The organism is Asanoa hainanensis (assembly GCF_900188485.1).
Classification (GTDB): domain Bacteria; phylum Actinomycetota; class Actinomycetes; order Mycobacteriales; family Micromonosporaceae; genus Asanoa; species Asanoa hainanensis.
Map to the genome: position 1 here is coordinate 158,472 of NZ_FZPH01000014.1, position 12,989 is coordinate 171,460.

The 12,989-nt window shown below is 66.8% G+C and carries 13 protein-coding genes; 9 read left to right on the top strand and 4 right to left on the bottom strand.

The features are described from left to right. Positions 1 to 231: 231 nt before the first annotated feature. Genes CHC05_RS29470 through CHC05_RS29480 form a run of 3 tightly spaced genes read left to right on the top strand, consistent with a single transcriptional unit; the run spans position 232 to position 2,919 of the window. A complete protein-coding gene (locus CHC05_RS29470) occupies positions 232 to 690 on the top strand; it encodes a hypothetical protein (protein WP_144022828.1) in 459 nt (152 codons plus the stop codon). Next, positions 687 to 2,348, top strand: coding sequence for a lipase family alpha/beta hydrolase (locus CHC05_RS29475; RefSeq protein ID WP_089253867.1), 1,662 nt, complete (start codon positions 687 to 689; stop codon positions 2,346 to 2,348). Before CHC05_RS29470 ends, CHC05_RS29475 begins: the two co-directional genes overlap by 4 nt. Positions 2,349 to 2,406: 58 nt before the next feature. Next, complete coding sequence (locus CHC05_RS29480; protein ID WP_089253965.1) at positions 2,407 to 2,919, top strand: pyridoxamine 5'-phosphate oxidase family protein; 513 nt, start codon at positions 2,407 to 2,409, stop codon at positions 2,917 to 2,919. On the opposite strand, the gene CHC05_RS29485 is transcribed toward CHC05_RS29480, so the two are convergent. Both CHC05_RS29485 and CHC05_RS29490 read right to left on the bottom strand, forming a co-directional pair. Next, on the bottom strand, positions 2,920 to 3,165 hold the full coding sequence (locus CHC05_RS29485; RefSeq protein WP_089253868.1) for a DUF2630 family protein: 246 nt from the start codon (positions 3,163 to 3,165) through the stop codon (positions 2,920 to 2,922). A gap of 56 nt (positions 3,166 to 3,221) precedes the next feature. Next, positions 3,222 to 5,996, bottom strand: a complete 2,775-nt coding sequence (locus CHC05_RS29490; RefSeq protein ID WP_089253869.1) for an aconitate hydratase — start codon at positions 5,994 to 5,996, stop codon at positions 3,222 to 3,224. A gap of 139 nt (positions 5,997 to 6,135) precedes the next feature. Here CHC05_RS29490 and CHC05_RS29495 point away from each other — a divergent pair, with 139 nt between their 5' ends. Both CHC05_RS29495 and CHC05_RS29500 read left to right on the top strand, forming a co-directional pair. After that, on the top strand, positions 6,136 to 6,495 hold the full coding sequence (locus tag CHC05_RS29495) for a VOC family protein (protein WP_089253966.1): 360 nt from the start codon (positions 6,136 to 6,138) through the stop codon (positions 6,493 to 6,495). Positions 6,496 to 6,530: 35 nt separating this feature from the next. Next, on the top strand, positions 6,531 to 7,019 hold the full coding sequence (locus tag CHC05_RS29500; RefSeq protein WP_089253870.1) for a hypothetical protein: 489 nt from the start codon (positions 6,531 to 6,533) through the stop codon (positions 7,017 to 7,019). On the opposite strand, the gene CHC05_RS41735 is transcribed toward CHC05_RS29500, so the two are convergent. After that, positions 7,012 to 7,161, bottom strand: a complete 150-nt coding sequence (locus CHC05_RS41735; RefSeq protein ID WP_179266431.1) for a hypothetical protein — start codon at positions 7,159 to 7,161, stop codon at positions 7,012 to 7,014. The two genes, CHC05_RS29500 and CHC05_RS41735, sit on opposite strands and share 8 nt — an antisense overlap. 18 nt (positions 7,162 to 7,179) lie before the next feature. Between CHC05_RS41735 and CHC05_RS29505 the strand changes: the two genes are divergently transcribed. The 4 genes from CHC05_RS29505 to CHC05_RS40945 all read left to right on the top strand — a co-directional run bounded on the left by CHC05_RS29505 (position 7,180) and on the right by CHC05_RS40945 (position 11,047). Then, positions 7,180 to 7,836, top strand: coding sequence for a hypothetical protein (locus CHC05_RS29505; RefSeq protein ID WP_089253871.1), 657 nt, complete (start codon positions 7,180 to 7,182; stop codon positions 7,834 to 7,836). Between the two features lie 10 nt (positions 7,837 to 7,846). Next, positions 7,847 to 9,109: an alpha/beta fold hydrolase gene (locus CHC05_RS29510; protein WP_089253967.1), complete on the top strand. Its 1,263-nt coding sequence runs from the start codon at positions 7,847 to 7,849 to the stop codon at positions 9,107 to 9,109. A 268-nt stretch (positions 9,110 to 9,377) separates the two neighbouring features. Beyond that, on the top strand, positions 9,378 to 10,523 hold the full coding sequence (locus CHC05_RS29515) for a DUF262 domain-containing protein (protein WP_179266432.1): 1,146 nt from the start codon (positions 9,378 to 9,380) through the stop codon (positions 10,521 to 10,523). Then, positions 10,520 to 11,047, top strand: coding sequence for a HEPN domain-containing protein (locus CHC05_RS40945; protein WP_245871278.1), 528 nt, complete (start codon positions 10,520 to 10,522; stop codon positions 11,045 to 11,047). Before CHC05_RS29515 ends, CHC05_RS40945 begins: the two co-directional genes overlap by 4 nt. Positions 11,048 to 11,754: 707 nt before the next feature. Here CHC05_RS40945 and CHC05_RS29520 read toward each other — a convergent pair. Beyond that, a complete protein-coding gene (locus tag CHC05_RS29520) occupies positions 11,755 to 12,972 on the bottom strand; it encodes a serpin family protein (protein ID WP_089253873.1) in 1,218 nt (405 codons plus the stop codon). Positions 12,973 to 12,989 lie beyond the last annotated feature (17 nt).

A 12,989-nucleotide genomic window follows, 5' to 3' on the forward strand; every position in this document is an offset into this window, starting at 1 on the left:
ATATCATTTACTCGCGAACAGCACTCGTTTACAGGCTAATGCGGCCACCAACGGGAAACGATCGGCCGATGGTGGGACCAACGGCCCTCTCGTCTACTTGAGCAGGCAACTCCTGTCTTGATTAGCGGCTGATCCGATCATCAACGCACCTTCTGGAATTCGCGGGAGGTGCTGATTAAGGACGTAGCGATGGCTTTCAACCAGCTCGAAGAAATGCACTGAGGTGATTCGGTGCCATTCGGGCTCAGCCGGCGGGCGGGATGGCTGGCGCTAGCGGGAGTGTTTCTGCTGACCGGGCTCGCCGTCGCGGGTTGGACCGTGTTTCGAGACTCCGAAAAGCCTCCGGCCGCAGCCTCGAACACCGCCACCGGCACGCCCAGCGCCCAACCCCTCGACAGCCCGCGCGCCGCCGCGTTGTCCGAGCAGTTGACCTCCGGTGACGAGGCGCGAATTCGCGCGGTGCTGGCCATGCCGTCCGGGCAGGCGCTGGAACCGGCCGCTGCCGAGCAGCTGGCCTCATTGGGCTCGATCAGCTTCGACCTCGCCACCTTCACCTATCTCGACGGCCGGACGGCGCAGGTCCAGGGCACGGTGGCAACTCCACCCGCCGCCACGAGCCCGCGCTGGACCTTCACGCTGCTGCACGTCGGCGACGAGTGGAAGCTGGTGGACGGGAGGCCGAACGCATGAGGCTCCCCGGAGCGCTGACCGCGCTGCTGCTGGCCGCGGGCCTGCTGACCGTCCCCTCCGCCGCAGCCCGGGCCGCCGGCTGCAGCGGCAACTCCACCAAACCGTCCGCGAACCAGTCCGCCGGTCGGAGGCCCGTCATCTTCGTCCACGGCTGGACGGCTGACGGCAACGCGTTGACAGGCACCGGGAAGGCGTTGGCGGAGCGCACCGGCAAGCGCATCCAGCCCTTCTACTTCGACTACGGCACCAACAGCACGACCTGGGCGGCGCACGTGCTGGTCGCGGGCTGCCTGGCGGACTACATCGCCGCGGTGTCCGATGCGTTCGCGAAGAAGCGCGGTGGCGACCGCAAGGTTGTTCTCGTCGGCCATTCGATGGGTGGGCTCGCGTCGCTCTACGCCGCCCGGGATGTCAAGACCACGGACCGGATCGGTGGGCTGGTCACCTTCGACACCCCGTATCTCGGCAGTCCGTTCGGCAATACCAGGGTGGCGGAGATCTTGCAGCGGAGCGTTGGCGGCAAGCTCATTCCGCCGATCGGCTCCGACGCCCAGGTCTGCCTGGGGCAGCACCGGGACGGCGCGGGGCCGGCCAAGGGCTGCGCCGGCGTGCTGCCCCCGTTCCTGCCGGTGGCGGCGGGAGTGACCACCATCGCCGGTGACATCACCGTCAAACGCACGTTCGGCCCCTTCCACGTGTACGACGTCCCGCTCAGCAGCGACGGCATCGTGTCCGTGGACAGCCAGCACGGCTACCTCCAGATGCGGCGGAAGGCGGACTGGCCGAAGGGCCAGAAGATCCGCCTCAGGAACGCCACGTGTACGACCACCAACGACTCGATGATCCGGACGCTTACCGCCGCCGGCGGGGGCGGTGCCATCGGCGCGACGCTGGAAATCATCGCCGAGCTGAAGGTGGACGAGAACGCCCTGGACGGGCTGCTGGCGGACCGGCTCACGCCGGCGTTGGTGGTCTACCTGGGCGTGGCCGCGATGACGGCCGAGTGCAGCCATACCAAGGTCACCAGCCACGGCGGGGCGTTGGACCAGGCGGCCGAGGCGCTGAAGGAGTACCTCGACCTGCTCGACCCGGGCACGACGGTCCGCGACCTGAAACCGGTGACCTCCGCCGGCCGGGTGGCCCCCGGTTGGACCGCGGTGGACGCGCCGGATGCCGGCGGGTTGGACTGCAGCTTCAACAGCGCCAGCCCGTCGGCCCGGAAGGGCGACATCTACTACTGCAGCCCGAGCGCGGCCGCGGCGGACGCCTGCTGGGTGGAGGCCGGCGGCGACTCGATGCTCTGCCTGCAGGACCCGATGGGCCGCACCGTCGCCCGGCTGTGGATGGAAGGCTCGGTCGGCGCGATGCAGCCGAGCGGCCCGGCCAGATACAGCGGCACCCCGTTGCCGATCCGACTGGATCTCGACTCCGGCACGCGGTGCCGGCTACGGAACGGCGGGAGTTGGGACGCGCAGGAGAGCGACCCGGACCTCGCGGGCTTCTACCGCTGCGACAACGGCGAGGCGGTGTGGGCGAAGCAGAACAGCCCCGGCATCGACCGGTCGAGCAAGACCTGGACGGTCCGCACCGGCAAAGCGACCGGCGGGCTGACGAAGCGCAAGGTCCGGACCGCCTACTACGTGGCGACCGCGGATTGACGGCGAGGCTCGTCGAAATCGGCGCCTGCCCGTTCGACCTATGGGTATGAAGGACACCATGACCTCGCCGAGCACGACTCGCAACCTCGACCGGTACGGCCATCCCGCGCTGCCGTGGAGCCGCCCACGTGACGCGCTCGTGAGCGAGACGCCCACGGCCGACCTGACGTTCTTCGTCGCCACGGTCCGGCCCGACGGCCGGCCGCACTCCGCCGGCGTCGGGGCGGTGTGGGTGGACGACGCGCTCTATTTCACCAGTGGCCCCGGCACCCGCAAGTCACGCAACCTCGCCGAGAACCCGACCTGCAGCGTGTCGGTCCGGCTGACCGGCATCGACCTGACGCTGGAGGGTACGGCCGAGCGGGTCACCGACCCCGAGACCGTCGCCCGCCTGGCCGAGGTCTACAACAGCGGCGGCTGGCCGGCAGAGGCCGACGGTGACGTGTTCACGGCCCCGTTCAGCGCCCCCAGCGCCGGCCCACCGCCCTGGCACCTCTACCGCCTCGCGTTGCGCCGCGCGGTCGGCGTGGCAACTGCCGAACCGCACGGCGCGACGAGCTGGGAGTTCTAGTTACTGGAGGTAGCCCTCGACCTCGGAGACCGGCTCCGCGTTGATCGAGTCCGGGTCGGCGCCCGCCGCGCGGGCGGCCCGGCGCCGGCGGAGCAGGTCCCAGCACTGGTCGAGGGACTCTTCGAGCTGGCGCAGCCGGGTGCGCTCGTCGTCCGAGGAGATCTGGCCGGATTGCACCTGGGTGCGGAGTTGGTGTTCCTCCTGGACCAGGTCGTTGATCCGGGTCAGCACGGTCTTGTCGTCCATGCATCGAGCCTTGCACAGAGAAGGGCCCCCTGCGGTGCAGGGGGCCCTATGACAAATCAGCTCTCCAGCATCTTGCGCAACACGAACTGCAGGATGCCACCGTGCCGGTAGTAATCGGCCTCCCCAGGCGTGTCGATGCGCACAACCGCGTCGAACGAGACGCCCGTGTCGGTCGTCACCGCGACCGTGCGCGGGGTCGACCCGTCGTTGAGCGCCTCGACGCCCGTGAACGAGAAGGTCTCCGTGCCGGTCAGGCCCAGCGACTCGGCCGTCTGGCCCGCCGGGTACTGCAGCGGGAGCACGCCCATGCCGATCAGGTTCGAACGGTGGATCCGCTCGTACGACTCGGCGATCACCGCACGCACGCCCAGGAGCATCGTGCCCTTGGCGGCCCAGTCGCGCGACGAGCCCGACCCGTACTCCTTGCCGGCCAGCACGACCAACGGAATCGAAGCCGCCGCGTACGCCTCGGAAGCCTCGTAGATCGTCGTCTGTGAACCATCGAGGTGGTTGACCGTCACGCCACCCTCGACGCCCGGCACGAGCTGGTTACGCAGCCGGATGTTGGCGAAGGTGCCGCGGATCATCACCTCGTGGTTGCCGCGCCGCGACCCGTACGAGTTGAACTCGTGCTTGGCCACCCCGTGCGAAGCCAGGTACTTGCCCGCCGGCGAGTCGACCTTGATCGCGCCGGCCGGCGAGATGTGGTCCGTCGTCACCGAGTCGCCGAGCTTGGCCAGCACCCGCGCACCGGAGATGTCCGAGACCGGCTGCGGTTCGCGGGCCATGCCCTCGAAGTACGGGGGCTTCCGCACGTACGTGGACGAGGCGTCCCAGGAGAACGTGTCACCGCTCGGCGTCGGCAGGCTCTGCCACGCCTCGTCACCGGCGAACACGTCGGCGTAGTCCCGCGTGAACATCTCGCTCGCGATGGCCCGGCCGATGACCTCTTCGATCTCGGCCGCCGACGGCCAGATGTCGCGCAGGTAGACCTGCTCGCCGTCGGCACCGACGCCGATCGGCTCGTTGACCAGGTCGATGTCCATGCTGCCGGCGAGCGCGTACGCGACCACCAGCGGCGGCGACGCCAGGTAGTTCATCTTGACGTCGGGGTTGATCCGGCCCTCGAAGTTGCGGTTGCCGGACAGCACCGAGACCACCGACAGGTCGTGCTCGGACACAGCCGCCGAGATCGTCTCGGGCAGCGGGCCGGAGTTGCCGATGCACGTCGTGCAGCCGTAGCCGACGAGGTGGAAACCGAGCTTCTCCAGGTACGGCGTGAGGCCGGCGCGCTCGTAGTAGTCCATGACGACCTTGGAGCCCGGCGCCAGCGTGGTCTTGACCCACGGCTTGCGGTTGAGGCCCTTGTCGACCGCGTTGCGGGCCAGCAGCGCCGCGCCGATCATCACCTGCGGGTTGGACGTGTTCGTGCAGGAGGTGATCGCGGCGATAACGACCGCGCCGTGGTCGAGCTCGAACTCGGTGCCGTCGTCACCGACGACCTTGACCGGCTTCGAGCTGCGGCCGTTGGCACCGCGCGCCGCCGACTCGTAGTCAGCCGGCTGGTCGGCCGGGTCGTCGTGGTCGTTGGCCGGCGGGTCGCTGGCCGGGAACGACTCCTCGGACGCCTCGTCGGCCGGGCCGCTCGTCGACACGTAGTCGGTGAGCACCGAGCGGAAGATCGGCTTGGCGCTGCCCAGCGGCACCCGGTCCTGCGGGCGCTTCGGGCCGGCCAGCGACGGCTCGATCGTGGCGAGATCCAGTTCGAGGCGCTCCGAGTACGCGGGCTCGCGCTCCGGGTCGTGCCAGAGGCCCTGCTCCTTGGCGTACGCCTCGACGAGCGCGACCTGCTGCGCGTCGCGACCGGTCAGCTCGAGGTAGTTGATCGTCTCGGAGTCGATCGGGAAGATCGCGATGGTCGAGCCGTACTCCGGGCTCATGTTGCCGATCGTCGCCCGGTTGGCCAGCGGCACCGCGGAGACGCCCGGGCCGTAGAACTCGACGAACTTGCCGACGACGCCGTGCTTGCGCAGCATCTCGGTGATCGTCAGGACCAGGTCGGTCGCGGTCGTGCCGGCCGGCATCTCGCCGGAGAGCTTGAAGCCGACGACCCGCGGGATCAGCATGGAGACCGGCTGGCCGAGCATCGCGGCCTCGGCCTCGATGCCACCCACGCCCCAGCCGACGACGCCGAGGCCGTTGACCATCGTGGTGTGCGAGTCGGTGCCGACGACCGTGTCCGGGTACGCCTGACCGTTGCGCTCCATGATCGTACGAGCCAGGTATTCGATGTTGACCTGGTGCACGATGCCGGTGCCCGGCGGGACGACCTTGAACTCGTTGAACGCGGTCTGGCCCCAGCGCAGGAACTGGTAGCGCTCGCGGTTGCGCTGGTATTCGAGCTCCACGTTGCGCGCGAACGCGTCCTCGCGGCCGAACAGGTCGGCGATCACCGAGTGGTCGATGACCAGCTCGGCCGGCGCCAACGGGTTGACCTTGGTCGCGTCGCCGCCGAGCTCCTTGACCGCCTCGCGCATGGTGGCCAGGTCGACCACGCAGGGCACGCCGGTGAAGTCCTGCATCAGCACCCGGGCGGGGGTGAACTGGATCTCGACGCTCGGGTCGGAGCTCTCGTCCCAGCCGGCCAGCGCCCGGATGTGGTCGGCGGTGATGTTGGCGCCGTCCTCGGTCCGGAGCAGGTTCTCCAGCAGGATCTTGAGGCTGTAGGGCAACCGCTCGTGCCCGTCGACCGTCGTGATCTTGAAAATTTCGTAGCTCGCGTCGTTGACGCGCAGCTGGCTCTTCGCACCGAAGGTGTCGAGGCTCGCCACGTCTTACTCCTTCTCCGCCTGTTTCGCATCAGTCTTTCGCAGCAGGCTGCGCTCGCCGGGCTTAGGTTCGGCTAACCGCACGCAAGTAAACCGTACGTCCGTCTTGTTTTGTGGTCAACCCGGGGTCATGCTGATCCGCATGATCCATCACGTGCAGATCGCGTGCCCCAGGGGCACCGAAGATGTCCTGCGTTCGTTCTACTCCGGTCTGCTCGGTCTCGCCGAGAAGCCGAAGCCCGCCGCGCTGGCCGGTCGGGGTGGTTGCTGGTTCGTCGGCCACGACGGGATCGAGCTGCACCTGGGCGTGGAGGAGCCGTTCGTACCCGCGCGAAAGGCCCATCCTGGGTTGATCTGGCGGGATCTGGACTCGTTGGCTGCGCGTTTGACCGCCGTTGGGCACGAGGTGACGTGGGCCAACGACGAGTTGCCCGGCTTTCGCCGGTTCCACGCGTTCGACCCGCACGGCAACCGCCTGGAGTTCCTCGAACCCACCGCGTGAACGGCGCGTGTCCGGCCGGTGCTAAGGTGCGGCGCGTGACCGACGTGCACCTTCAGCCGCAGCCCCGCATCGACGTCCTGGTGACGGACTTCGAGACGGAAGAGCGCGTCCTGCGCACCGACTACGCGGGCGTGGCCTACCTCGGCGACGAGCCCGACGAAGAGACCGGTCTGATGGGCGGCGCGTACGCCAAGCGCGCGGTCGACACGCGGCTCTTCCTGCCGGACACCCACTGGTACGACGCCGACCAGCTGGAGAGCGTCGAGGTGCAGGTCACGGCCGGCGTGCTGCAGGTCGCCCCGACGGAGCGCGGCACGCAGGGCCTGCTCGGCGGGCTGTCGGCACCCGAGGTCGAGTTCTACGAGCACCCGGGTGACGACGAGGGCGTCGGCGTCTGCCTGTGGATCCGTGGCGAGATCCTGTCCAACGTCGCGCTGTCGTACCGGGTGACCCTGGTCTGTGACCCGAGCGCCGTGCAGCGCAAGGGCGCGAGCGAGCTCGAGGAGCTGCCGGCGGTCAGCTGACCGCCTTAGCTTTCTCTCTCAACTTCGTCTTGATCTCGTCCGGCGTGTAGTTCCGGCGCTTACGCTCGGCCCGCGCCACCACCACCCCGGTCGCGGCCACTCCGACCAGCCCGGCAACGCCCAGCACCTTCCACCATCGCATTCCACATAGGGTAGAGGCATGGCCATCACCCTGGACGCGGCGGTCGAGCTGACCCGGACCGGCGATGTGTGGCTCTTCCGCGGCAGCTCCGTGCCGGACCGGGCGATCCGGCTGGCCACCAACAGCCCGGTCAACCACGTCGGCATGTCGGTGGTGATCGAAGACCTGCCGGCCCTGATGTGGCACGCGGAACTGGGTCGCTCGCTGCGGGACCACTGGACGGGCACCTTCCAGCGCGGCGTGCAGCTGCACAACCTGCGCGACGCGGTGCTGGTCTGGGCCCGTCGCTACGGCCAGCGGGCCTGGTTGCGGCAACTCCAGACGCCGGTGTCGGCGGAGATGGAAAATGCGGTGCTGCGCACGATCGCCCGCCTGGACGGCACGCCGTTCCCGTCGACGGCCAGGCTGGCGTGGCGCTGGGCCCGGGGCCGGGTGCCGGACCTGCGTACCGGGTTCTTCGCCGGCGACGCCCAGGCGGCCGGTTCGCCGCCCGACGCCCGGCTGGAGACGGCCTACTGCGCGGAGGTGGTCGCGGTGACATACGAGGCGATGGGCCTGCTACCGGCGGGCCGACGCCCCAACTGGTACGACCCGGGCCGCTTCTGGAGCGGCGACGAGCTGCTGCTGGAGGGCGGCGGCCAACTCGGCGAGGAGATCGCCGTGGAGATCACGTAGCTTGGGTCAGGTGACGCGCATTCCCGGCCTGGTGCTGACCGACCACACGTTTACGGTCCCCCTGGACCATGCTGCTCCTTCCGGCGAGACGATCTCGGTCTTCGCGCGCGAGGTGGTGGCCACCGACCGCGCCGGCGACGACCTGCCGTGGTTGCTCTTCCTGCAGGGCGGCCCGGGAGCGAAGTCGCCGCGGCCGTCCGGCCCTTCCGGAAGCTGGCTGGGCCAGGCGCTGAAGACCCACCGGGTGCTGTTGCTGGACCAGCGGGGCACGGGCCGGAGCACCCCGCTGAGCGGGCGCACGGTGCGCGACATGAGCGCCGCTTCTCTGGCGGCCTACATCCGGTTCTTCCGCGCGGACAGCATCGTCCGGGACGCGGAGCTGATCCGCCGCTCGTTGTTGGGCGACTCTCGGTGGGAGACCCTCGGCCAGAGCTACGGCGGCTTCGTCACCATGACCTACCTGAGTTTGGCGCCGGAGGGCCTGCGGTCGTGCTACGTGACGGGCGGGCTGCCCGGCCTGTCCGCGACGGCGGACGACGTCTACGCCTGCACGTACCCGCGGGTGGCGGCGAAGAACGCGGCGTACTACGCGCGCTATCCCTCCGATGTGGCCGCGGTGTCGCGAATTGCCGACCACCTGGCGTCGACGCCGGTCCTGCTGCCGGACGGGGACCGTCTGACGGTCAACCGCTTCCGCGTCCTGGGCAACGCCTTCGGCATGGGAGACGGCTACGAACGCCTGCACTGGCTACTGGACGACGCGTGGCACGGCTCTGATCTCTCGGACCTGTTCCTGCACGAGGTGATGACTCGCACGGGCTTCATCGACTCGCCGTTGTTCGCGTTGCAGGAATACTGCTACGGCCAATCAGGCCGCCCGACGCGCTGGGCAGCCGAACGCGCGATCCAGGAGCGGCCGGAGTTCGCCACAGACGCGACCCCGCTCCTCTTCACGGGCGAGATGATGTACCCCTGGATGTTCCAGGACATCGCCGCGCTCCGCCCGTTCGCCGGCGCCGCGGACCTGCTGGCCGAGGCGGACGACTGGCCAGACCTCTACGACCCGACCCGCCTGTCGTCGAACGAGGTCCCGGTGGCGGCGGTCGTCTACTTCGACGACATGTACGTGGACGCGGACCTGTCGTTGGCAACAGCCGCCGCCGTGGGCAACACCCGAGCGTGGGTGACAAACGAATACGAGCACGACGGCGGAGCGGTCTCCCGGGGCAAGGTCCTATCCCGCCTCATGGACATGGCCGCCGGCCGCATCTAATGAGCCCAGATCATCGAGAGCTGCCCGTCCAGTGGCGCGCGCGACGCCGTCTCGGGAGGCTCGGCCTTCAACGCCGAACCCCTAGGCAGCGCGGATCATGTCCGCAGGCCGTCCCCGAGACGGAGGACGGCTGATTTGGACGAAGCCGTTCAGCTGCGCATATAGTCGCTGACCAGCGCGTCAGACGGCCGGAAACAGTCCACCCGTCACTGTCCACGGAGAACTTCCCACACTAGGCTCGGCTTACGCGCCGGCCCCGAGGATGCCAATGTCAGACAAGCAACAGAACGACGTCGAACTTCGAGTTATCGCGAACGAAGAGTTTGCAGATGAGGGTGTAGTTGGCGGAGACGATCAAGATACTCCGATTCCGGAGTTAGAGCCGATGTCGTACTTTGGTACAGATTTCGATGTCCACGGTCTTGTCCGTCGCTTAAATGTTAGTGACATCGTTGTTCCAAATTTCGACCCGGCGATCGATTCTGAGTCAGACTTGTCGGGCTTCCAGCGAAACTTTGTCTGGAAGAAGCCTCAAATGGACCGATTCATCGAATCACTGCTGCTCGGTTTCCCTGTTCCGGGGATCTTTTTGGTACAACAAGCAAATAAACAGCTGCTCGTGCTCGACGGGCAGCAGCGGCTACGGACCCTGCAGCGTTTCTACGCTGGGAAGATCAATCCAAAGGTGGATTTCAAGCTTGAGAACGTTACAGATAATCTAAAAGATCTTACGTACTCGACGCTTGAAGACGAGCAGCGACGCTTGCTCGATAACACCTTCATTCACGCCACTGTAGTCAAGTACAACGCACAGTTGGGGGGAGATGAAAGTGTCTACTCCCTGTTTGAGCGCCTTAACACGGGTGGCACCAATCTTTACCCGCAGGAAATCCGCGTAGCCTTGTTTCATGGCTCCCTTGTAGAGCTGCTAAGGGAACTCAACTCGCACCCGTCATGGCGAGAGATCTATGGGCCGGTGTCCGAGCGCTTGAAGGACCAAGAGCTCATCTTGCGCTTTCTGGCGTTTCATGAGGAGGAGGGAAGCTATCGGAGGCCCTTGAAGGTATTTCTGAATACATTCCTTTCCAACCACCGCAACCTTGAAAACCTTGACGTCAACAAGTTGCGTCGGGTATTCGAGTCAACCTGCGACGCCTTGGCCCGCACGCTTGGTCGAAAGGCCTTGCGGCCGGAGAACCAGATCAACGCGGCGTTCGCAGACGCGGTTCTCATTGGTATGAGCTCCCGGATTAGCAGAGGTCCTGTTAATGATGAGACGGGCGCCGTTGGGGTCAGGGAGCGGCTCCTTCAGAATTACGAGTTTGTAAGCGCAATAGCTCGTGCAACCGCGGACGAAGATCGCGTCCAGCGTCGACTTCGCCTCGCTAAGGATGCCTTTGAAGAGATCACATGAGATCTCGACCAATCCACTCGACTGGTGCGCGGTCTGAGGTTGATCGCCTCAAGAAGGAGCTCGAGGAACTGTACATCAGGGCGGACCCGCGTTCCGTTGATGATCCAGAGTTGGCCGCAGATCTCGGTCAATACCTGTGTTTGCGGGTATCGGGTTATCTTGAACAAGCGGTCGCCGTAATTCTCAGAGACTACTGTTCGAAGAATTCGTGGGGTTTCGCTCAGCAGTTTGCCCACTCCTGGATCGACCGTATGCCGAATCTTAACGCTGATGCCCTAACGAAAATGGTTCGAAGATTCAACGGGGTTTGGGCTGAAAGGCTTGACGGCTTTCTTGCTGAGGAGGAAAGGCGAACAAGCCTAAACTCGCTCGTTGGCATTCGCAACGGCGTTGCTCATGGTAAGCAGCAGGGGCTATCACGCAAGCGAGCTTGGGAATACTTCGAAGTCGTCGAGGCGATTGTTGAGTGGCTCCTTGTTTGCTTTTCTGAACAAGCCACTAAGGTTCCCGTACAGCGGACCTAGCAAAATCACCGCTATCAACGACGTTCGAGCACGCCCAGGAAACGCCCACCACGTACAGCGGCACTGTTGGGAAGCGGTTCGACCTCAGCTGCGGTGATCGACAGAATCTCAAGATGATGGTTTCAGAGACTGGTGGATCTTCTGGGCACTTCTCCTGATTCTATCCCGTTTGATCAATCCGCACGCGCTGGTGTTTCTTCTGGACGCAACTGCGATGCTGTGCGACCCAACTGATCCGATGGCCACCGCCACATGGCTTGCGCACTTCGTGAGCCAGTTAGATCAGCGCTCGTCCAACGCTTCTCGAGGTCATCACCGCCTGAGGTCCGTCACTATCGCGCTCAACAAGGCTGGCCTAGTCGATTATGATCGAGTCCGGTCGGTCGGTAAACGGCGCCGGGCGATCTTCGATCAACACTTCCGCACCGCGCGGCCGTTGGCTAGTAGAGGCGTTCTACCGAAACTGCTGACTGGTAGAGGGCCCTGCTCAAACCAAGTGGGTGGACTCGACCCTCTCCGATATGGCGCGGAAACCTATGCCGATAGCAAACACCGCGCCAGTGGGACTGGACCAAGCGATCTGCCGAGGGGCCGCTGACGTATGGGCGAGCTGACGAGTGGCCTTCCACGTTAGCGGTCCAGTATGCGGGGCTGAACGGTTGGATCAATCGCGCTTTATGGTCCGACCCGGGCGGTCAGGCGCTGGCCTATGACAGGGCCTCACCGGGCTCGGACACCCATGCCGAAAAAACGGGTAGGCCCAGCCAGGCCGAGCCTTCGGAGGTGTTTGGTTGCCAGCCGTCCTGCCACGGGCGGTCTGCTACCGCTACCACCGCGTACGGGCGGTCGAAGCGCACCTCGGCCGTCCGGCGCAAGCCGTCCTGGGGGATAGGGAACCCGACCGCCACCGCCATCGACGACACGGCCGCTGCCTCGAAGCCGACCCGGCTGTACCGCGCCATCGCCGACTGGGCCGCCGAGTGCCTCGCGCCAGGCGTCCCGAGGGCCCGCTTCGCGCCCGTGGCCGCGGCCGGGATGCCTAGTTCCGGGCGGTCCAGGTCGTGCTTGCTCTCTGCCGACCAGGCCGGCAGCACCACCCGGTGCACCTCTTCGCGGCCACCACCAGCAGCCGTCTGGACCGGCTCCTCAGTAAGAGTCCACGCCGGACCTTCGCCCAGTGGCAGGTCGAACAGCGACCGCCGATCGAGCGAGCCCCGCGTCGCCGCCGCGACCGCGATCTCGTAAGCGGCGCCCAGCACCGAGACCGCCTCAGCCCCCGACGGCCCGATCACCGACGTCACGCGCAATCCCTCCGCCGCGTACGCCGTGTGCACCGCGACATCCCCCAACGCCGGCACCCGGACGATGAACGCCTCGTGCCCGCGACCAGGCATCTCCAGCACCTGAGAGACCGCACCGCGCCATGGGCTGGCAGCGCCCAGCCGGGACGACGGCGCCAGCGTGAATGGCTGAACCCAGGAGACCTTCGTGGCCAGCGCCGTGGCCAACAGCAGCACAGTGTCCGGCGTGAGGGTCAGCGGCATCTTCTTGATCAGGCCGAGGGTGTGCTCGTCGGCCCACGCGTCGGCCAGCGACTGTGACGGCATCGGGCCCGTCGTGACCGTCGTCGGGAGCGCCGCCAGCCAAGCGTCCGTCGCCGAAGTCGGTGGCCCCGCCAGCCACAGTGCCGCCGCAGACAGGACCGCCGGGTGCGGGTCGTCCAGCAGGGCGGACGCCACCGCCTGGGCGCTGGCCAGGTCGACGCCGAGCGCCTCCTCGAGCTCGGCGGACCCGACCGGCGCGCACAGCGCGGCCAGCAGCCACGCGCCGAGGGGCGAAGCCACGTGGTGGGTAGCGCCCGCCGGCCCGTGCAGCAAGGACGCATACCGCGCCAAAGGTGCACGCAGGTCGACGGCGGTAGTCATGCGACCCACTCTGCCAG